This is a genomic window from Actinokineospora bangkokensis, assembly GCF_001940455.1.
In the GTDB taxonomy this organism is placed as follows: Bacteria; Actinomycetota; Actinomycetes; order Mycobacteriales; family Pseudonocardiaceae; genus Actinokineospora; species Actinokineospora bangkokensis.
The window spans coordinates 18,070-38,802 of the sequence record NZ_MKQR01000026.1; the positions used below are offsets into that span (position 1 = coordinate 18,070).

The 20,733-nt window shown below is 74.1% G+C and carries 13 protein-coding genes; 7 read left to right on the forward strand and 6 right to left on the reverse strand.

The features are described 5' to 3' along the window. Window positions 1–10 precede the first annotated feature (10 nt). The 7 genes from BJP25_RS22720 (at window position 11) to BJP25_RS35100 (ending at window position 11,869) form a co-directional block, all read left to right on the forward strand. Complete coding sequence (locus BJP25_RS22720) at window positions 11–394, forward strand: hypothetical protein (protein ID WP_075977047.1); 384 nt, start codon at window positions 11–13, stop codon at window positions 392–394. 89 nt (window positions 395–483) lie between these two features. Continuing rightward, window positions 484–1,968 (forward strand): ABC transporter ATP-binding protein, encoded by a 1,485-nt coding sequence (locus BJP25_RS22725; protein WP_084794552.1) that lies wholly within the window; start codon window positions 484–486, stop codon window positions 1,966–1,968. Continuing rightward, window positions 1,968–2,876: an ABC-2 transporter permease gene (locus BJP25_RS22730; protein WP_084794403.1), complete on the forward strand. Its 909-nt coding sequence runs from the start codon at window positions 1,968–1,970 to the stop codon at window positions 2,874–2,876. The genes BJP25_RS22725 and BJP25_RS22730 overlap by 1 nt, the downstream gene beginning before the upstream one ends. Window positions 2,877–3,039: 163 nt before the next feature. Then, on the forward strand, window positions 3,040–6,912 hold the full coding sequence (locus BJP25_RS22735) for an ABC transporter ATP-binding protein (protein ID WP_084794405.1): 3,873 nt from the start codon (window positions 3,040–3,042) through the stop codon (window positions 6,910–6,912). 380 nt (window positions 6,913–7,292) lie between these two features. After that, window positions 7,293–11,069, forward strand: coding sequence for a multifunctional oxoglutarate decarboxylase/oxoglutarate dehydrogenase thiamine pyrophosphate-binding subunit/dihydrolipoyllysine-residue succinyltransferase subunit (locus BJP25_RS22740; protein WP_075977048.1), 3,777 nt, complete (start codon window positions 7,293–7,295; stop codon window positions 11,067–11,069). Window positions 11,070–11,156: 87 nt separating this feature from the next. Beyond that, window positions 11,157–11,675 (forward strand): DUF6000 family protein, encoded by a 519-nt coding sequence (locus tag BJP25_RS22745; RefSeq protein WP_075977049.1) that lies wholly within the window; start codon window positions 11,157–11,159, stop codon window positions 11,673–11,675. 17 nt (window positions 11,676–11,692) lie between these two features. Further along, entirely contained in the window at window positions 11,693–11,869 is a 177-nt protein-coding gene (locus BJP25_RS35100; RefSeq protein ID WP_198943588.1) for a DUF6104 family protein, read from the forward strand. Window positions 11,870–12,260: 391 nt separating this feature from the next. On the opposite strand, the gene BJP25_RS22750 is transcribed toward BJP25_RS35100, so the two are convergent. The 6 genes from BJP25_RS22750 to hutH all read right to left on the reverse strand — a co-directional run bounded on the left by BJP25_RS22750 (window position 12,261) and on the right by hutH (window position 20,696). Next, a complete protein-coding gene (locus tag BJP25_RS22750) occupies window positions 12,261–13,253 on the reverse strand; it encodes an aldo/keto reductase (protein ID WP_075977050.1) in 993 nt (330 codons plus the stop codon). A gap of 47 nt (window positions 13,254–13,300) precedes the next feature. After that, window positions 13,301–14,446, reverse strand: a complete 1,146-nt coding sequence (gene hutI / locus BJP25_RS22755) for an imidazolonepropionase (protein ID WP_075977051.1) — start codon at window positions 14,444–14,446, stop codon at window positions 13,301–13,303. 20 nt (window positions 14,447–14,466) lie between these two features. Further along, complete coding sequence (locus BJP25_RS22760) at window positions 14,467–15,741, reverse strand: formimidoylglutamate deiminase (RefSeq protein WP_075977052.1); 1,275 nt, start codon at window positions 15,739–15,741, stop codon at window positions 14,467–14,469. Then, entirely contained in the window at window positions 15,738–16,919 is a 1,182-nt protein-coding gene (locus tag BJP25_RS22765) for an allantoate amidohydrolase (protein WP_075977053.1), read from the reverse strand. Before BJP25_RS22765 ends, BJP25_RS22760 begins: the two co-directional genes overlap by 4 nt. Before the next feature lie 595 nt (window positions 16,920–17,514). Beyond that, a complete protein-coding gene (hutU, locus tag BJP25_RS22770) occupies window positions 17,515–19,176 on the reverse strand; it encodes a urocanate hydratase (RefSeq protein ID WP_075977054.1) in 1,662 nt (553 codons plus the stop codon). Further along, window positions 19,173–20,696, reverse strand: a complete 1,524-nt coding sequence (hutH, locus tag BJP25_RS22775) for a histidine ammonia-lyase (protein ID WP_075977757.1) — start codon at window positions 20,694–20,696, stop codon at window positions 19,173–19,175. Before hutH ends, hutU begins: the two co-directional genes overlap by 4 nt. Between the last annotated feature and the right edge of the window lie 37 nt (window positions 20,697–20,733).

Sequence of the window (20,733 nt, forward strand, 5' to 3'; positions counted from 1 at the left end):
TGGGTGAGCCGTGACCGGTGACGAGGCGCTGCGCTCGGCGGTGCTGCGGCGGCTGGTGGAGCTGGACGAGGCCGCGGGGTCGGCGGACGCGCGCACGCTGCTGCCGCTGGCGCGCACCGAGATCACCCGGCTCGCCGACGGGTGGCGGTTGCTGCTGGCGGTGCACGAGCCGGACGGGGACGGGCGCTGCCCGGCGTGCCCGGCGGTGTCGTGGTCGGGCAGGCGGCGCTGGCCGTGCCCGGTGTGGCGGCTGGCCCAGGAGCACCTGGTGGGTGACGGCGGCGGGGCGCGGCGGCTGCGCAGGCGGCGGACCCGGCGGGTGGAGCCGGGGGTGCTGCGCTCGCCCTCCGGTGAGGTGCTGGCGCACCTGCACCCGGCGCGGCGCGGGGGCTGACCGGCGCGGTTGCGCGGAGCGCCCGGCGGGGGCCCGGTGGGATGGGGCAAGATGGCCCGCACGACTTGGTCGGCGAGCTGGAGGGGCCCGTGCAGGACGGCAGTGGCCGCATCGTGGTGCAGAACCTGAGCAAGAACTTCGGGCCGATCCCGGCGGTGCAGAACCTGAGCTTCGCGGTGGAGCCGGGGTCGGTGACCGGGTTCCTCGGGCCCAACGGCGCGGGCAAGACGACGACCCTGCGGATGCTGCTCGGGCTCGTGCGCCCGACCACCGGCACCGCGACGATCAACGGGGTGCCGTTCGACCGGCTGGGCAACCCGGGCCGGGTGGTGGGCGCGGTGCTGGAGGCGCAGGGGTTCCACCCCGGGCGCACCGCCCGCAACCACCTGCGCGTGTACTGCGCGGCGATGGGGATCGCGGACTCGCGCGCCGACGAGGTGCTGCAACTGGTGGGCCTGGGCGCCGCGGCGGACCGCTCGGCGGGCGGGTTCTCGCTGGGCATGAAGCAGCGGCTGGCGCTGGCGACCGCGCTGCTGGGCGACCCACAGGTGCTCGTGCTCGACGAGCCCGCGAACGGCTTGGACCCGGAGGGCATCGCCTGGCTGCGGCAGTTCCTCAAGGCCTACGCCGCGGCCGGGCGCACGGTGCTGATCTCCAGCCACCTGCTCGCGGAGGTGGAGCAGACGATCGACCAGGTGGTGATCGTCAGCCGCGGGCAGACGATGTTCTACGGCCGCCTCGACGACCTGCGCGCCTCCCAGCAGTCGCGGGTCCTGGTGACCCCGGCGGACGCGGGGGCGCTGGCGACCGCGTTGCAGGGGGCGGGGTTGACCAACCTCCAGCAGCTGCCCGACGGCAGGCTCGCCGTGGTGGGCGCGTCGGTGCAGCAGGTGGGCGACGTCGCCGCGGGCGCGGGGGTGGCGCTGTACGGGGTGCAGGAGGAGCGGGTCGACCTGGAGCAGCTGTTCTTCCGGCTGACCAACGGCCAGTACGCGGCCCCCGGCTTCGCCGCCCAGCCCGGCTACGCCCAGCCCGGGTACGGCGCCCCGCAGGGGTACGCGCCGCCGCCCGGGTACGGGCAGCAGCAGGGGTACGGGCAGCAGCAGCCCGGTTACGGCGGGTACGGCCAGCAGCCCGGTCCCCAGCCGACGCAGCAGCAGTACCCGCCGCAGCCCACGCAGCAGTACGGGCAGCCGCCGCAGCCGACCCAGCAGTACGGGCAGTCGCCCTACGCGCCGCCGCAGCAGCCCTCCCCCTTCCAGGCGCCGGTGCCGCAGCAGGCCCCGCCGCAGCAGGGGTCGCCCGCCGAGCCCGCCCCGGTGCAGCCGGTGCACGTGCCGCCCGCGCCCGCCGCGCCCGAGGACGACGCGGACATCACCCAGACCGTGAGCGACCCGACCGCACCGCCCGCCGCGGCGCCGGACGAGCCCGCTGTGCCCATTTCGGACGCGACGGCGGCGGGAGCGCCGTCCACCTCCGACACCGACGCCACCGCCGACACCCCGCCCGCCGGAACCGACGGCGGCGCGGCCGGGTCGAAGCAGGACAACACCGGCCAGGGGGGCGGCAACTGATGGTCAGGCTCATCAACGCGGAGTTCCGCAAGATCCTCACCACCAAGCTGTGGTGGGCGCTGATGATCCCCGCGTTCGCGCTGTCGGTGCTGTGGGCGTGGGCCGCCTCGGCGCTGACGTCCACGATCGCCGACGAGGTCAACCGCACGGACCTGCTGCAGGAGACGGGCATCAGCTTCGACGAGATGTCCTGGTCGATCATCGCGCTGGCCCGCGGGATGAACATCGCCTCGGTGTTCCCGATGGTGTTCGGCGCGCTGGGCATCGCCTCGGAGATCAGCCGCCGCACGATCACCACCACGTTCCTCACCGGCCCGACGCGCGCGGCGGTGCTGGGCGCCAAGGCGCTGACCTACGTGGTGTGGGGCGTGATCTTCGGCGTGCTCATCGCGGGCGGGGTCAGCATCGGCACCGCGCTCGGCGGCGGCGACTACCTGCCCGGGGCCGGGGACTGGGTGCTCACGCTCATCGCGGGCATCCTCATGTGCGTGCTCTGGACCCTGGTGGGGCTGGGCTTCGGCGCCCTGGTGGGCAGCCCGGTGGGCGCGCTGGTGTCGCTGCTGGTGTACGCGCTGATCATCGGCCCGGTGATCGAGGTGTTCCTGGCGGGCACGCCGAACGAGGCGGTCAACCACATCGCGGGCCTGCTGCCCAACGGGTCGGCCAACGGGCTGACCAGCTCCACGGCGGCGGCGCTGCTGTTCGACCAGCTGCAGAACCTGGTGCTGGCCCAGGGCGGGGTGCGGCTGTCGGAGGAGGGCAAGGAGACCTTCGACGAGGCGGCGCGGCTGGTGGCGGGCGCGCCGGGGGCGTTCTCGCTGTGGATCAGCGGGTTGGTCTTCGCGGCGTGGACGGCGCTGTTCTTCGTCACCGGGCTGCTGCGCAACAAGTCGCGCGACATCACCTGACCCCGACTGGCTCGCGGGGGGGTCGTCCGGCAGTTGCCGGGTGGCCCCCCGCCTGCGTCCCGGGGAGTTGTCCACAGGGTCGTCGCGGTGGTGGTCCACGAGTTGTCCACAGGGCGCGGGCGTGGTTCACCGCGGCCGCGGCTTTCGGCCTAGGCTCGTTTTCGTGTCCGAGAACCCTGCCCCCGGTCCCGGGTGGATCCGCCGGTTGTGGGCCGCCTGCTGGAAGCACAGGCGGCTGGTCCTGCTGTCCCTCGGCGCGTCCGCGGTGGGGGTGGGGTTCCAGGCCGCGGGTCCGCTGCTGGTGAAGTTCGTCGTCGACGACGCGGTGGCGGGTCGGACGTCACGGCTGGGCTGGCTGGTGGCCGCGCTGGTGGTCATGGAGCTGCTGACGTTCGCCAGCGCGTTCCTGCGCCGCTACCTCGGCGGCCGGTTGGCCCTGGACGTGCAGCACGACCTGCGCCAGGACGTGTTCAAGGCGGTGCAGCGGCTCGACGGCGGCAAGCAGGACGCGCTGCGCACCGGGCAGGTGGTGTCGCGCTCGATCACCGACCTGCAGCTGGTGCAGGGGCTGTTGATGATGGTGCCGCTGTCGGTGGGCACGGTGGTGTTCGCCGTGGCCGCGCTGGCGGCGATGGTGTACCTGTCGCCGCTGCTGACGGTGGTCGCGCTGGTGGTGACGCCGATCGTGGCGTACGCGGCGGTGCGGGCGCGCACGACGCTGTTCCCGGCCACCTGGTCGGCCCAGCAGCGGGCGGCGGACCTGGCCCAGCACGTCGAGGAGGCGGTGACCGGGGTCCGGGTGGTGAAGGGCTTCGGGCAGGAGGCGCGCGAGGTCGCCCGGTTGGAGGGGGCGGCGCGGTCGCTGTTCGGGGACCGGATGCGCGCGGCCCGGCTGACCTCGCGGCCCGCGGCGACGCTGGTGGCGATGCCCGCGGCGGGGCAGGTGGCGGTGCTGGCGCTGGGCGGGTACCTGGCGCTGAACGGGCAGGTGACGCTGGGGACGTTCCTGGCCTTCGCCGGGTACGTGGCGAACCTGGTGGGGCCGACCCGGCTGCTGTCGGGGCTGCTGGTGAACGCGCAGCTGGCGCGGGCCGGGGTGGAGCGGGTGTACGAGCTGGTCGACTCGCAGCCGGACGTGGTGGACCGGCCGGGCGCGGTGGACGTGCCGGACGGGCCGGTGGCGGTGGAGCTGGACGGGATCTCCTTCGGCTACACCCGCAGCGAGCCGGTGCTCGACGGGGTCTCGCTGAGCGTGTCGCCGGGTGAGACGTTGGCGCTGGTGGGCACGGCCGGGTCGGGCAAGTCGACGGTGTCGCTGCTGCTGCCCCGGTTCTACGACGTGCAGTCGGGGGCGGTGCGGGTCGGCGGGGTGGACGTGCGCGAGCTGCGGCTGGCGTCGCTGCGGCACACCGTGGGGGTGGTGTTCGAGGAGGCGTTCCTGTTCTCCGACACCGTGCGGGCCAACATCGCCTACGGCGTGCCGGACGCCACCGACGAGCAGGTGGAGGCGGCGGCGCGGGCGGCGCAGGCGCACGAGTTCATCAGCGCGCTGCCGCAGGGCTACGCCACCGTGGTCGGCGAGCGCGGGTTGACCCTGTCCGGCGGGCAGCGGCAGCGGGTGGCGCTGGCCAGGGCGCTGCTGACCGACCCCAGGGTGCTGGTGCTCGACGACGCGACGTCGGCGGTGGACACCGCCACCGAGTCGGCCATCCACGACACGCTGCGCGCGGTCACCGCCACCCGCACCACGCTGCTGGTGGCGCACCGGCGCTCGACGCTGTCGCTGGCCGACCGGATCGCCGTGCTCGACGGCGGGCGGGTGGTCGACGTCGGCACGCACGCCGAGCTCCAGCAGCGGTGCGAGCTGTACCGGGCGCTGCTGGCCGGGCCGGACGAGGACATCGAGGACACCGCGACCCGGCACGACCACGCCGACCTGGTGCCCGGCCCGGACGGCACCACGCCGCAGCTGTGGCCGCGGGAGCGGGAGCAGGAGCTGGGCGCGAACAGCACCCGGCAGCCCACCGCGTCGATCGGCGGTCCGGGCGGGCACTCCGCGGCCCTGGGCGGGATGCCGCCGACGCCGGAGCTGCTGGCGCAGGTCGCCGCGCTGCCCCCGGTGCGCGACACCCCGCGGCTGCGCCCCGGTGAGGACCCGACCGCGCCCGACCCGGGGTTCCGGCTGGGCACGCTGGTCCGGCCCGCGCGCGGCGCGCTGGCGGTGGTGCTGGGGCTGGTGGTGCTCGACGCGGCCACCACGGCGGCGATGCCGTCGCTGGTGCGGGCCGGGGTGGACTCCGGGGTGGTGACCGCGAGCCTGACGACGCTGTGGGTGGTCACCGCGATCGCGGCCGCGCTGGTGGTGGTCTCCTGGTTCACCACCGCGGTGAACACCGTGCTCACCGCCCGGGTGGGCGAGCGGCTGCTGTACGTGCTGCGGGTGCGCAGCTTCGCCCACCTCCAGCGGCTCGGGCTCGACTACTACGAGCGCGAGCTGGCCGGGCGGATCATGACCAGGATGACCACCGACGTCGACGCGCTGTCGACGTTCCTGCAGACCGGGCTCACCTCGGCGGTGTCGAGCGTGCTGACGGTGGTGGCGGTGACGGTGGCGCTGCTGGTCACGGACCTGTCGCTGGCGTGGGTGGCGCTGGCGGTGGTGCCGGTCGTCGCGGTGGCCACGGTGGTCTTCCAGCGGGTGTCGTCGCGGGCGTACGCCGAGGCCCGCGAGCGGGTCAGCGCGGTGAACGCGGACCTGCAGGAGAACGTGTCCGGGCTGCGGGTGGCGCAGGCGTTCACCCGGGAGGACCGGTCGGCGGCGGCGTTCGCGGCGCGCAGCGAGGCCTACCGGCGCAGCAGGCTGCGGGCGCAGCGGTACGTGGCGACGTACTTCCCGTTCATCACGATGCTGTCCGGGCTGGCGCAGGCGGGCGTGCTGGTGGTGGGGGCGCACGGGGTCGCGGCGGGCACCCTGCAACCGGGTGTGCTGCTGGCGTTCCTGCTGTACCTGGGGCTGTTCTTCTCCCCGCTGCAACAGCTGTCCAGCGTGTTCGACGGCTACCAGCAGGCGCGGGTGGGCCTGCAGCGGATCTCCGACCTGCTGCGCACCCCCACCTCGATCAAGGCGGCGGAGCACCCGGTGCCCGTGCCGGAGCGGTTGCGCGGGGCGGTCGAGCTGCGCGGGGTGAGCTTCACCTACCCGGGCACCGCCGAGCCCGCCGTGGCGGACCTGGACCTGAGCGTGGCGCCGGGGCAGACGGTGGCGCTGGTCGGGGCCACGGGCGCGGGCAAGTCGACGGTGGTGAAGCTGATCGCCCGGTTCTACGACCCGACCGCGGGGGCGGTGCTCGTCGACGGGGTGGACCTGCGCGACTACGACCTCGACGGGTTCCACGGGCGGCTGGGCGTGGTGCCGCAGGAGGCGCACCTGTTCACCGGGGACATCGCCCGCAACGTCGCCTACGGCGACCCGGGTGCCGAGCCCGCGCGGGTGGAGGCCGCGGTGCGGGCGGTGGGGGCGCTGGAGATGGTGGCGTCGCTGCCCGAGGGGTTCCGGCAGCCGGTGGGCGAGCGCGGGCAGGGGCTCTCGGCGGGGCAGCGGCAGCTGGTGGCGCTGGCGCGGGCGGAGCTGGTGCGCCCGGACGTGCTGCTGCTCGACGAGGCCACCGCGGCGCTGGACCCGGCCACCGAGGGGCAGGTGCTCGCGGCCGCCGACCAGGTGGCCGCCGCGCGGACGACGTTCGTCGTCGCGCACCGGTTGGCGACCGCGGCCAGGGCGGACCTGATCGTGGTGCTCGACGGGGGCCGGATCGTCGAGCGCGGGTCGCACGCCGAGCTGATCGCGCTGGGCGGGCACTACGCCCGGCTGTGGGAGCTGGGCACCGCCGAGCCGCCCGCCCCCCGGCACTCCGCCGACGACAGAGCCGACACAGCCGACACCGACGACACCGCCAACGCTGGCGGCGACCACGACGGCGGCGGGGGTGGGCGACCGGACGTCGAGCGGATGGTGCCGTTCAGCGACAGGCGCGGGTGACCGGGGGGAGGAAGCAGACAAATCGGAACATCAAGCCATCCTCAAGGACCGGGGTCGGCACACCCGATCGGTGCAGCTCGACCACCCCGGACGGGGTAGCGGGTTGGGCCGTTCGCGCACCGGGCGCGGCGGTGTGACGGACCCGGTCTTGACCGGCCGGGGCCGCCGCAACAGCCCGTCTGTCCGGGCGGGACCGCCCGGCGCTCGTGATCAGCCGCTCACCGGCGCCCGGCCGCGGTGGATCGGTCTCTCAACCGATCCAGAGCATGAGGTGCCTCACGGCCCCCCGGTTGGGTGCTTCTCCGCCAGGGGGGAGGACTAGCCTGGCGAAGAGTTGTGCTCAATACCAGATCGAGAATGGATAGAGGCGAGAGCCAGCCGTGTCCAGCAGCAGTCCCGCGTCACAGTTCGGCGCCAACGAGTGGCTCGTCGAAGAGATGTACGAGCAGTTCCTCGCGGACCCCGATTCGGTGGACTCCGCGTGGCACGATTTCTTCGCCGACTACAAGCCCACCCCGCGCGCCGCCGGTTCCGCGCAGGCCGAGGCGGGGAAGGACACGGCGGGCTCGGGCACCGCCACGGCCACCGCCACCCGGTCCGCGCCCGCCGCGAAGCCCGCGGCCAACGGCGCGGCGCCCAGGGCCGAGGCGCCCAAGGCCGCGCAGCCCGCCGCCGAGACCGGGGGTGAGCAGGGCGGGGCCAAGCCCGCCGCCAAGGCGCCCGCCCCCGCCAAGGCCGCGCCGCCGAAGACCACCGCGGCGCCCGCGAAGACCCCGCCCGCCAAGGCCGGGGAGAGCAAGGCCGCGGCGCCCGGCGGCGAGGAGCGCAAGCCGCTGCGCGGGCCCGCCGCGGCGATCGCCAAGAACATGAACGCCTCGCTGGGGCTGCCCACCGCCACCAGCGTGCGCGCGGTGCCCGCGAAGCTGCTGGCGGACAACCGCATCGTCATCAACAACCACCTCAAGCGCACCCGCGGTGGGAAGGTCTCCTTCACCCACCTCATCGGCTACGCCATGCTCCGGGCGCTTGAGGCGTACCCGAACATGAACCGGCACTACGCCGAGGTCGACGGCAAGCCCTCGGTGGTCACCCCCGAGCACGTCAACTTCGGGCTGGCGATCGACCTGCCGGGCAAGGACGGCGCGCGCAACCTGGTGGTCGCCTCCATCAAGGGCTGCGAGGGGATGACCTTCTCGCAGTTCTGGCAGGCCTACGAGGACATCATCCGCAAGGCCCGCAACGGCGCGCTGACCGCGGACGACTTCGCGGGCACCACCATCTCGCTGACCAACCCCGGCGGCATCGGCACCAACCACTCGGTGCCGCGGCTGTCGGTGGGCCAGGGCACGATCCTGGGCGTCGGGGCGATGGAGTTCCCCGCCCCGTTCCAGGGCGCCAGCGAGAAGACGCTGGTCGACATGGGCATCAGCAAGATCATCACGCTGACGTCCACCTACGACCACCGGATCATCCAGGGCGCGGAGTCCGGGGAGTTCCTGCGCGAGATCCACCGCCTGCTGCTGGGCGAGGACGGGTTCTACGACGACATCTTCACCTCGCTGCGGATCCCCTACGAGCCGATCCGCTGGACCGAGGACATCGCCGCCGAGGGCGTCGACAAGACCGCCAGGGTGCTGGCGCTCATCGACGCCTACCGCACCCGCGGTCACCTGATGGCCGACACCGACCCGCTGAACTACCGCCAGCGCAAGCACGCCGACCTCGACGTGCTCTCGCACGGGCTCACCCTGTGGGACCTCGACCGCGAGTTCGCCGTGGACGGGTTCGCGGGCAAGGAGCGGATGCGGCTGCGTGACGTGCTCGGCGTGCTGCGCGACTCCTACTGCCGCACCGTGGGCGTGGAGTACACCTACATCCTCGACCCCGACGAGCGCCGGTGGATCCAGGAGCGGGTGGAGGTGCCGCACGAGAAGCCCGCCGCCGCGGTGCAGAAGTACGTGCTGAGCAAGCTCAACGCCGCCGAGGCGTTCGAGACGTTCCTGCAGACCAAGTACGTCGGGCAGAAGCGGTTCTCGCTCGAAGGCGGCGAGTCGGTCATCCCGCTGCTGGACACGGTGCTGGACAAGGCCGCCGAGTACGAGCTCGACGAGGTCGTCATCGGCATGCCGCACCGCGGCCGCCTCAACGTGCTGGCCAACATCGTCGGCAAGCCGATCTCGCAGATCTTCCAGGAGTTCGAGGGCAACCTCGACCCCGGCCAGGCGCACGGCTCCGGTGACGTGAAGTACCACCTGGGCGCGGAGGGCAAGTACTTCCGGATGTTCGGCGACGGCGAGACCAAGGTGTCGCTGACGGCCAACCCCTCGCACCTGGAGACCGTCGACCCGGTCCTCGAAGGCATCGTGCGGGCCAAGCAGGACCTGCTGGACAAGGGCGGCGAGGGCTTCACCGTGCTGCCGGTCGCGCTGCACGGCGACGCCGCGTTCGCCGGTCAGGGCGTGGTGGCCGAGACGCTGAACCTCTCGCAGCTGCGCGGCTACCGCACCGGTGGCACCGTGCACGTGATCATCAACAACCAGGTCGGGTTCACCACCGCCCCGGAGAACTCCCGGTCCTCGCAGTACGCCACCGACGTCGCGAAGATGATCCAGGCGCCGGTGTTCCACGTCAACGGCGACGACCCGGAGGCCTGCTACTGGGTGGCCCGGCTGGCGATGGACTACCGGCAGGCGTTCGGCAAGGACGTCGTGGTCGACCTGGTCTGCTACCGCCGCCGCGGGCACAACGAGGGCGACGACCCGTCGATGACCCAGCCCGGGATGTACGACATCATCGACACCAAGCGCTCGGTCCGCAAGGGCTACACCGAGTCGCTGATCGGCCGCGGCGACATCTCCGTCGAGGAGGCCGAGAAGGCGCTGCGCGACTTCTCCTCCCAGCTGGAGCACGTGTTCAACGAGGTCAGGGAGCTGGAGAAGCACCCGATCTCGCCGAGCCCGTCGGTGGAGTCCGAGCAGCAGGTCCCGGCGAAGCTGGCCACCGGCGTGGCCAGGGAGGTGCTGGAGCGCATCGCGGACGCGCACCTGGCGCTGCCCGAGGGCTTCTCCCCGCACCCGAGGGTCAAGCCGGTGCTGGAGCGGCGGGTGAAGATGGCCCGCGAGGGCGGCATCGACTGGGCCTTCGGCGAGCTGCTGGCGTTCGGGTCGCTGAACCTGGAGGGCCGGGTCGTGCGGCTGGCTGGCCAGGACTCCCGGCGCGGCACGTTCACCCAGCGGCACGCCGCGGTGATCGACCGCAAGACCGGCAAGGAGTACCTGCCGCTGCAGAACCTGTCCGACGAGCAGGGCCGGTTCATGGTCTACGACTCGGCGCTGTCGGAGTACGCGGCGCTGGGCTTCGAGTACGGCTACTCGGTGGCCAACCCCGAGGCGCTGGTGCTGTGGGAGGCGCAGTTCGGCGACTTCGTCAACGGCGCCCAGTCGGTGATCGACGAGTACATCTCCTCGTCGGAGGCCAAGTGGGGCCAGCGCTCGGACGTGGTGGTGCTGCTGCCGCACGGCCACGAGGGCCAGGGCCCCGACCACACCTCGGGCCGCATCGAGCGCTGGTTGCAGCTGTGCGCGGAGGGCTCGATGACCGTGGCGCTGCCCTCGACCCCGGCGAACTACTTCCACCTGCTGCGCCGCCACGCCCTCGACGGCGTGCAGCGCCCGCTGGTGGTGTTCACGCCCAAGTCGATGCTGCGGAACAAGGCGGCGACCTCCCCGGTGGAGGACTTCCTGCCCGAGACCCGCTTCCAGTCGGTCATCGACGACGCCTCGGCCGACCCGGCGCAGGTCACCAAGGTGCTCTTCGTCTCCGGCAAGCTCTACTACGAGCTGGTCGCGGAGCGGGAGAAGCGCGGCGCCACCGACACCGCCATCGTGCGCGTCGAGCAGCTGTACCCGGTGCCGGAGAAGAAGCTGGCCGCGGTGTTCGACCGGTACGCGAACGTGTCGGACTTCCGCTGGGTCCAGGAGGAGCCCGCGAACCAGGGCAGCTGGCCGTTCTACGGCCTGGTCCTGCCGGAGCTGTTCCCGGACCGGCTGACCCGCATCACCCGGGTGTCGCGCCGCCCCATGTCGGCCCCCTCGGTCGGTTCGAGCAAGGTGCACGACCTGGAGCAGCGGTCGCTGATCGCCAAGGCGTTCGACTGACCGCCTGAGACCGCACGAGGCCCCCACCCGCCTGCCGGGTGGGGGCCTCGCTGTGGGAGCGTTGCCCCAGGGGAACGAGGGGGAGCGATGACCGGCACCATCGAGCGCTACACCGTCGCCGATCGGTACATGGACCTGCTGGGGATGGGGTTCTTCTTCCAGGGCCAGAAGTGGGTCGACTTCCGCCGCGCGCTGCGCGCCGACGGCGAGGCCATCACCGACGCCGAGCTGTCCGAGCTGTTCGACGGCGGCTGGCGCGAACGCCTCACCGCCACCTGGCTGGTCGCCTTCGGCAACCGCACCGCCCACCGCGAGCGCGTCGGCGCCCTGCTCCTGGAGAGCGGGGTCGCCCACGCCGGGTCGGGCTACTGCGGCACCCTCGCCCACTTCGGCACCCACCGCGACGCAGAGCTGCTGTGCGCCTACCTCGACCGCTGGCTGCCCACCGGCAAGGCCTACGACCAGGACTGGGCCCTCTCCGCCCTCCGCCACGTCGACGCCACCCTCGGCACCGCCTACGCCACCCCGTACGTCACCCGGGCACCGCAGACCAAGGACCGCCTCTGCGACGTCGCCCGCGCCTGTTGGACGATCGCCCGAACCTAGCGCGTACGATCCGGCCCGTGTACTTCACCGACCGGGGCATCGAAGAGTTGGAGCAGCGCCGCGGCGAGGAGGAGGTCACCCTCTCCTGGCTGGCCGACCGCATGCGCGCCTTCGTCGACAACAACCCCGAGTTCGAGAACGCCGTGGAGCGCCTCGCCACCTTCCTGGCCCGCGACGACGAGTTCGACGAGTAGCGCCCCGCCTCCCGAGCTGCCCACACCCAGCCGAGTTGTCCACAGCCACCTCGCCGGGGTCGAGTTCCGTCGCCCCCCACCGGTAACGTTGAAAACAGGGGTCCCCTTGCCCGGGCTACCCCCGCGCCAGCATGGGCCGTAGTTGCACGAGAAGGCGCCCACCCACCGAAGCCGAACCCGGACAGCGGGCCCTGCCCGGTTGGGTGGATTCGCTTGGTCGGGGGAGGCGATCATGTGCTACCCAACGGGACGGGCGGGCGTCTTTCCAGCCCGCCTTTTCCCGCCCGCAGCACATGATCGCCGTAGGGCCCCCGACCAAGCGGATCCACCCAACCGGGCCCACCACCCAAGCCGCTTCCGAGAGCCCGCGGCAGGCCCCACGCCCGCCGAACTACCAGGCGTACGCCTCCGGTGCGGGCTTGGCGCCGTTGGGCCCCGGCGCCGGGAACAGCTCATCGAGCTTCGCCAGCACCTCCGCCGACAGCTCCACCTCCAGCGCCCGCAGCGACCCCTCCAGCTGCTCCAGCGTGCGCGGCCCGATGATCGGCCCGGTGACCCCCGGCTGCGCCAGCACCCACGCCAGGCCCACGTCCGCCGGGTTCTCCCCCAGCTCGCCCGCCAGGTCCTCGAAGGCCTCGATGGCGGCCCGGTTCTTCTCCAGCCCGGCGGACGCGCGCTCGTTGGACCCGCGGGAGGCGCCGCCCTCGCGGATCTTGCGCAGGACCCCGCCGAGCAGCCCGCCCTGCAGCGGCGACCAGGGGATCACGCCCAGCCCGTAGTGCTGCGCGGCGGGCAGCACCTCCAGCTCGGCGAACCGGTTGAGCAGGTTGTAGATCGACTGCTCGCTCACCAGCCCCAGGAACCCCCGCTGCCGGGCCGCCTCCTGCGCTTGGGCGAGGTGCCAGCCCGCGAAGTTCGACGACCCGAAGTAGAGCACCTTGCCCTGCTGGCGCAGCACCGAGAAGGCCTCCCAGATCTCGTCCCACGGGGTCCCCCGGTCGACGTGGTGCATCTGGTAGAGGTCGATGTGGTCGGTCTGCATCCGCCGCAGCGACGCCTCCGCCGCCCGCCGGATGTTGAGCGCGGAGAGCTTGTCGTCGTTGGGCCAGCTGCCCATCGACCCGTACAGCTTCGTGGCGATGACGGTCCGCTCCCGCCGCCCCCCGCCCTGGGCGAACCACCGCCCGATGATCTGCTCGGTGACCCCCTCCCCCGTCTTCCACCCGTAGACGTTCGCGGTGTCGAAGAAGTTGAGGCCGTGCTCGTGCGCCTTGTCCATGATCGCGAAGGAGTCCTCCTCCGAGGTCTCCGGACCGAAGTTCATCGTCCCCAGCACCAACCGGGACACCGACAGGCCGCTGCGGCCGAGGTTCGTGTACTCCATGCCCCCAACGTAACCCCGGAGCTGCTCCAGGTCGGGTTGAGCGGTGGTCAGCGGACGCGGGTGCCCTTGCGCCAGACGGCGTGGGTGAGGGGGGTGCCGGGGCGGTAGGCGAGGTGGGTGCGGCTGGGGGCGTCGAGGACGTGGACGTCGGCGCGGGCGCCGGGGGCGAGGTGGCCGAGGTCGGGGCGGGCGAGGCTGTGGGCGGGGGTGGTGGTGGCGGCGCGGATGGCCTCGTCGACGGTCATGCGCATCTGGAGGACGGCGGTGGCGACGCAGTAGGCCATGGAGGTGGTGTAGCTGCTGCCGGGGTTGCAGTTGGTGGCCAGGGCGACGCGGGCGCCCGCGTCGAGGAGGGTGCGGGCGGGGGGCAGGGGTTGGCGGGTGCTGAGGTCGCAGGCGGGCAGCAGGGTGGCCACCGTGCCTGCGGAGGCGAGGGCGTCGACGTCGGCGGGGGTGAGGTGGGTGCAGTGGTCGACGCTGGCGGCGCCGAGCTCGACGGCCAGGCGGACGCCGGGGCCGGGGCCGAGCTGGTTGCCGTGCACGCGCAGGCCGAGGCCGTGGGCGCGCGCGGCGGACAGGACGCGGCGGGACTGGGCCTCGTCGAAGGCGCCGACCTCGCAGAACACGTCCGCCCACCGCACGTGCGGGGCGACGGCGGCGAGCATGTCGCCCGCGGCCAGGGCGGTGTACTCGTCGGGGTCCGCGCCCGGGGGCACGAGGTGGGCGCCGAGGTAGGTGACCTCGTCGACCTCCTGCGCGGCGATGCGGGCCGCGCGCAGCTCGTCCTCGGTGGTGAGGCCGTAGCCGGTCTTGGTCTCGACGCAGGTGGTGCCCTGGGCGGCGGCCTCCGCGACGAGGCGGCGCAGGTTCGCGCGGAGCTCGTCGTCGGTGGCGGCGCGGGTGGCCTCGACGGTGACCGCGATGCCGCCCGCCGCGTAGGGCTCCCCGGCCATGCGCGCGGTGAACTCGGCGGTGCGGTCGCCCGCGAACACGAGGTGGGTGTGCGAGTCGACCCACCCGGGCAGGACCGCGCGGCCCTCGACGTCGACGGCGGTGTCGCAGGGCGGGGCTTGGGCGGCGGGGCCGACCCACGCGACGCGCTCGCCGTCGAGGACCAGGGCCGCGCCGCGCAGGACGCCGAGGTCGTCGTCCTGCGTGGTCAGCTCACCGATGCCGGTCACCAGGGTGCTCACGCCCGCTCCTCCTCCGCCGCTCACGGCCACAGCTCCCCCAGCGCGTCGGACAGCGCCCGGCCCACGTCGCCCAGGACGTGCGCGCCGCCGCGGACGACCTCGCGGCCCGCGACCACCACGGTGTCCACATCGGACGCGGTGGCGGCGAGGACGAGCTGGTCGGGCAGGGCGCCCGCGGTGCGCGGGGTGTCGGTGCGCACGGCGACCAGGTCGGCGGGGGCGCCGGGGACGAGGCCGCCGGGCCAGCCGAGCGAGGCGTAGCCCGCGGTGGTCATGGCCGTGGTGAGCTGGGCGGGGGTGAGCCTGCCGCGGTGGCCGGTGCGGAAGCGCTCGCCGTGCTCCAGGGCCCTGGCCTCGGCGAACGGGTCGACCACGGCGTGCTGGTCGCTGCCGATGGCCAGGGCCGCGCCCGCGTCGAGCAGGTCGCGGGCGGGTCCGTGGCCGTCGGCCAGGTCGCCCTCGGTGGTGGGGCAGAAGCAGGCGGTGGAGCCCGCGAGCAGGCGCACGTCGGCGTCGGTGAGGTGGGTGGCGTGCACGGCGGTGGTGCGCGGGCCGAGCGCGCCGAGGTCGTGCAGCAGCCGGGTGGGGGTGCGGCCGTGGCGGGCCAGGCAGGCGGCGTTCTCGGCGGGCTGCTCGGACAGGTGCACGTGCAGGGGGCCGTCGACCGCGGCGACGACGACCGGGATCTGGTCGTGCGGCACGGCGCGGACGGAGTGGATGGCGGCGCCGATGCGGGTGGTCGGGGTCTGCTCCAGAGCTGACACGCGCTCGGCCCAGGCCTCGGCGGTGCCGTCGGAGAAGCGCTGCTGCACCGGGTCGAGGGGCTGGTCGAAGCCGCCCGCGAGGTAGCAGGTGTCGAGCAGGGTGAGCCGGATGCCCGCGTCCCGCGCCGCGGCGATCAGGGCGTGGCCCATGGCGTTCGGGTCGTCGTGGGGGCCGTGGTGCAGGTAGTGGAACTCGCCCACCGCGGTGTAGCCGGCGAGCACCATCTCGGCGTAGGCGGCGCGGGCGAGGCGGTGGTAGGAGTCGGGGTCGAGGCGGGCGGCGAGGTCGTACATGCGCTCGCGCCACGTCCAGAAGGTGCCGCCGTCGCCGTGGGTGCGCCCGCGCAGCGCCCGGTGGAAGGCGTGCGAGTGGGCGTTGGCGATGCCGGGGAACACCACGCCCGGCAGCCGGGTCCCGGCCGGTTCGTCCGGTGTGGACACCGCGGTGATGGTGCCGCCCGCGGTGTCGATGCGCACGCCCGCGGTGAGGCCGCCGGGCAGCCAGGCGTGGTCGGCCCAGTAGGTCGTCACCGGGCCAGGTGCTCCAGGACCCGGGCGAGCGCGGCGGCGCCCTCGGCGCAGTCGGCGGGCTCGGCGTGCTCCTCCGGCGCGTGGCTGACCCCGGTGGGGTTGCGCACGAACAGCATGGCGGTCGGCCGGTGCGCGGCGAGGACGCCCGCGTCGTGGCCCGCGCCGGTGGCCAGGACGGGCACGTCGCCGAGCGTGGCGTTCAGGTCGTCAGCCAACACCCGGTCGAACACGACCGTGTCGCCGTAGGACTCCTCGGTCACCTGGAGCGAGCACCCCTCGTCGGCCGCGGCGGCCTGCGCGGCGGCGGTGACGTCCGCGACGACCTCCCGCGTGCGCGGCGTGCCGTCCGCCCGGGCGTCGAGCCAGAGGTCGACCGACGAGGCGATGACGTTGGTGCCGCCCGGGGTGGGCAGGATGCGCCCGACCGTGGCGCGGGCCCCGCCGGTCGCGGCCCGGCGCGCGGCGAGGACGGTGGCCGCGGCGGCGACCACCGGGTCGCGCCGGTCACCCATCAGCGTGGCGCCCGCGTGGTTGCCCTCGCCGGTGAACCGGAACCGCCACCGCCCGTGCGCCAGGATCGACGACGCGAGCCCCACCGGCGCGCCGAGGTCGACCAGCCCGCGCCCCTGCTCCACGTGCAGCTCCACGAACACCCCGATCCGCCGCAGCGCCGCGTCGTCGCGCCCGAGCCTGGCGGGGTCCAGCCCGGCCGAGCGCACCGCGTCGGCCAACGTCGTGCCGTCCGGGTCGGTCAGCGCCCGCGCCCGGTCGGCGTCGATCGCCCCGGTCATCAACCGCGACCCCAGGCACGCACTGCCGAACCTGCCGCCCTCCTCCTCGACGAACACCACCAGCGCGAGCGGTGTGCGGGGCATGAAACCCTTGTCCCGCAGGAGGTCCACGGCCTGCAGGGCGGCCACGACCCCGAGCGGCCCGTCGAACGCCCCGCCCCCGGGCACCGAGTCGAGGTGGCTGCCGGTGACGACGGCCCCGTCGCCCGGCTCCCCCCACCAGGCCCAGATGTTGCCGTTGCGGTCCGCCTCGACCCCCAACCCGCGGCGCCGCGCCTCGCCCTCGAACCACTCCCGCAGCTCCGCGTCGACCCGCGTGAACCCGTGCCGCGAGAACCCCCCGCGCCGGTCCACCCCGACCCCCGCGATGTCGTCAAGCCCCGTCACAGCCCAACCCCCCAGCGTAGAACGTCCCGACTGGCGCACCGAGTTCTTGTCCACAGGCCCGGGGGTTCCCCCGATTTCCACTCTGCCAGAGGGGACCGACGCTTCCGGCGCGCGCGCAGCGAACCATCCACAGCCCGCACACCGGCCCTCCCAGGCCAACCCACCAGCCTAGAGCCGACCGCTCCAGCGTGGCGAACTCCATCCACAGCCCCTGGGGACCCCCCGATTTCCACTTTGCCATGAGGGAACGACAGTTCCGATCGGCGTCGCCGCGAACCATCCACAGCCCGCGCACGGGCGCAAACAGGCCAACCCACCAGCGTAGAGCGGACTACGCCAACGTGGCGTCCCCCATCCACAGCCCCCAGGGAACCCCCGAATTCCACTCTGCCACAGGGGAACGACAGTTCTCGGGCGAGCGGCGTCGGTTGTCCACAGGGGACGAGAGGCGAACCTGCCAGGATAGGGGCGTTCGCGCGACCATGGGTGGACGTGTCCACAGGCGCCGGGGGACCCCCGATTTCCACGCTACCGCAAGGGGTGGTGGGAGCGGGAGTCGTGGCGCGGGGGTGTGGACAGGTCGGGGTGGGTGGGGTCATTGGCGGGACATGGGGACGGGGATGTCGTGGGCGGTGGCGACTTCGGTGGCCCGGTCGTAGCCGGCGTCGGCGTGGCGGAGGACGCCCATGGTGGGGTCGTTGGTGAGGACGCGTTCGAGCTTCTGGGCGGCGAGGGGGGTGCCGTCGGCGACGGTGACCTGGCCCGCGTGGATGCTGCGGCCGATGCCGACGCCGCCGCCGTGGTGGAGGGAGACCCAGGTGGCGCCGCTGGCGGTGTTGACCAGGGCGTTGAGCAGGGGCCAGTCGGCGATGGCGTCGGAGCCGTCGGCCATCGCCTCGGTCTCGCGGTAGGGGCTGGCGACCGAGCCGCAGTCGAGGTGGTCGCGGCCGATGGCGACGGGGGCGGCCAGCTCGCCGGAGGCGACCAGCTCGTTGAAGCGCAGGCCCGCGAGGTGGCGCTCGCCCTGGCCGAGCCAGCAGATGCGGGCGGGCAGGCCCTGGAAGGCGACGCGCTCGCCCGCGAGGCGGATCCAGCGGGCCAGGGGCTCGTTGTCCGGGAAGAGCTCCAGCACGGCCCGGTCGGTGGCGGCGATGTCGGCGGGGTCGCCGGACAGGGCGGCCCAGCGGAACGGGCCCCGGCCCTCGCAGAACAGGGGGCGGATGTAGGCGGGCACGAAGCCGGGGAAGTCGAAGGCCCGGTCGTAGCCCGCCAGCTGGGCCTCGCCGCGCAGGGAGTTGCCGTAGTCGAAGACCTCCGCGCCCGCGTCGAGGAAGCCGACCATGGCCTCGACGTGCTCGGCCATCGAGGCGCGGGCGCGGTCGGTGAACTCGTCGGGCTTGTCGCGGGCGTAGTCGCGCCAGTCGGCCAGGTCGACCCCGCGCGGCAGGTAGGACAGCGGGTCGTGGGCGGAGGTCTGGTCGGTGACGACGTCGACCTCCACGCCCCGGCGCAGCAGCTCGGGCAGGACCTCGGCGGCGTTGCCGATCACCCCCACCGACAGCGGGCGCCCGGCCGCGCGGGCGGCGGTGACCCTGGCGACGGCGTCGTCGAGGGAGTCGGCCAGCTCGTCGAGGTAGCGGGTCTGCACGCGGCGGCGGGCGCGGTCGGGGTCGACCTCCACGCACAGCGCGACGCCCTCGTTCATGGTGACGGCCAGCGGCTGCGCGCCGCCCATGCCGCCCAGGCCCGCGGTGACGGTGAGGGTGCCGCGCAGCGTCCCGCCGAAGCGCTTGGCGGCGACGGCGGCGAAGGTCTCGTAGGTGCCCTGCAGGATGCCCTGGGTGCCGATGTAGATCCACGACCCGGCGGTCATCTGCCCGTACATGGTCAGGCCCTGGGCCTCCAGCCTGCGGAACTCCGGCCAGGTGGCCCAGTCCCCGACCAGGTTGGAGTTGGCGATGAGCACCCGCGGCGCCCACTCGTGGGTGCGCAGGACGCCCACCGGCTTGCCCGACTGCACCAGCAGGGTCTCGTCCTCGCGCAGGTCGGTCAGCTCGCGGGTGATGGCCTCGAAGCTGGCCCAGTCGCGGGCGGCGCGGCCGGTGCCGCCGTAGACGACCAGGTCGTCGGGGCGCTCGGCCACCTCGGGGTCGAGGTTGTTGTGGAACATGCGCAGCGCGGCCTCGGTCTGCCAGCCGCGGGCGGTCAGGGCGGTGCCGCGGGCGGCGCGCACGGGGCGCGGGCCGGGGGTGGTCACAGGAACCTCCTGGTGGCGTCGAGCAGGGCGCCGGAGCGCACGAGCGCCTCGGCGGCGGCGATCTCGGGGGCGAGGTGGCGGTCCGGGCCGGGCCCGGGGACGGTGCGGCGGAGCAGGTCGACCGCGGCGCCGGTGGCCGGGCCGGGGGTGAGCGGGGCGCGCAGGTCCAGGGCGCGGGCGGCGGTGAGCAGCTCGACGGCCAGGACGGTGGTGAGCCCGTCGAGGGCGCGGCGCAGCTTGCGGGCGGCCGACCAGCCCATCGAGACGTGGTCCTCCTGCATGGCCGAGCTGGGGATGGAGTCCACCGAGGCGGGCACGGCCAGCCGCTTGAGCTCGGAGACGACCCCGGCCTGGGTGTACTGGGCGATCATGTGCCCGGAGTCGACGCCGGGGTCGGCGGCCAGGAACGGGGGCAGCCCGTGCGAGCGGGCGGCGTCGAGCATCCGGTCCGTGCGCCGCTCGGCCATGCCCGCCACGTCCGCGACCGGGATGGCGAGGAAGTCCAGCACGTAGGCGACGGGGGCGCCGTGGAAGTTGCCGTTGGACTCGACGCGGCCGTCCGGGAGCACCACCGGGTTGTCGACGGCCGCGGCCAGCTCCCGGTCGGCGACCAGCTCGGCGTGGGTGAGGGTGTCCCGGGCGGCGCCGTGCACCTGCGGGGCGCAGCGCAGCGAGTAGGCGTCCTGCACGCGGGTGCAGTCGGGCCCGCGGTGGCTCTGCACGATGGGCGAGCCCGCGAGGAACGCCCTGATCCGGGCCGCCGAAAGCGCTTGCCCCGGGTGCGGGCGCAGGGCTTGGAGGTCGTCGGCGAAGACCCGGTCGGTGCCCAGCAGCGCCTCGACGCTCATGGCAGCGGTCAGGTCCGCGGTGTCGAGCAGGCGGTGCAGGTCGGCGGTGGCCAGCGCCAGCATGCCGAGCATGCCGTCGGTGCCGTTGACCAGCGCAAGCCCCTCCTTCTCGGCCAGCACCACCGGCTCGACCCCGGCGGCGGCGAGCGCGTCGGCGGCGGGGGTGAGCACCCCGTCGACGCGCACCTGCCCCTCCCCCATCAGCGCCAGCGCGACGGCCGAGAGCGGGGCGAGGTCGCCGGAGCAGCCGAGCGAGCCGTGCTCGTGCACCACCGGCACGATGCCCGCGTCGAGCACCGCGGCCAGGGCCCGCACGGTGTCGGGGCGGACGCCGGTGCGGCCGGAGGCGAGCGTCTTGAGCCGCAGCAGGGCCATGGCGCGCACCACCTCGGGTTCGACCTCCGGGCCCGCGCCCGCGGCGTGCGAGCGGATCAGCGACCGCTGCAGGGCGGTGCGCCGCTCGCGCGGGATGTGCCGGATCGCCAGCGCGCCGAACCCGGTGGACACCCCGTAGGTGGGCTCCGGGGCGTCGGCGAGCCGCTCGACGTGCGCGCGGGTGGCCGCCACCGCGGCCAGCGCCGCCGGGGCCACCTCCACCCCCGCCAGCCCCCGGGCCACGGCGACGACCTGGTCCCGCCCCAGCGGGCCACCCCCGACGACGACTCGTTCCATGCCCCCCATCACAGGCCAGGGCCCACCCCCGGCACGA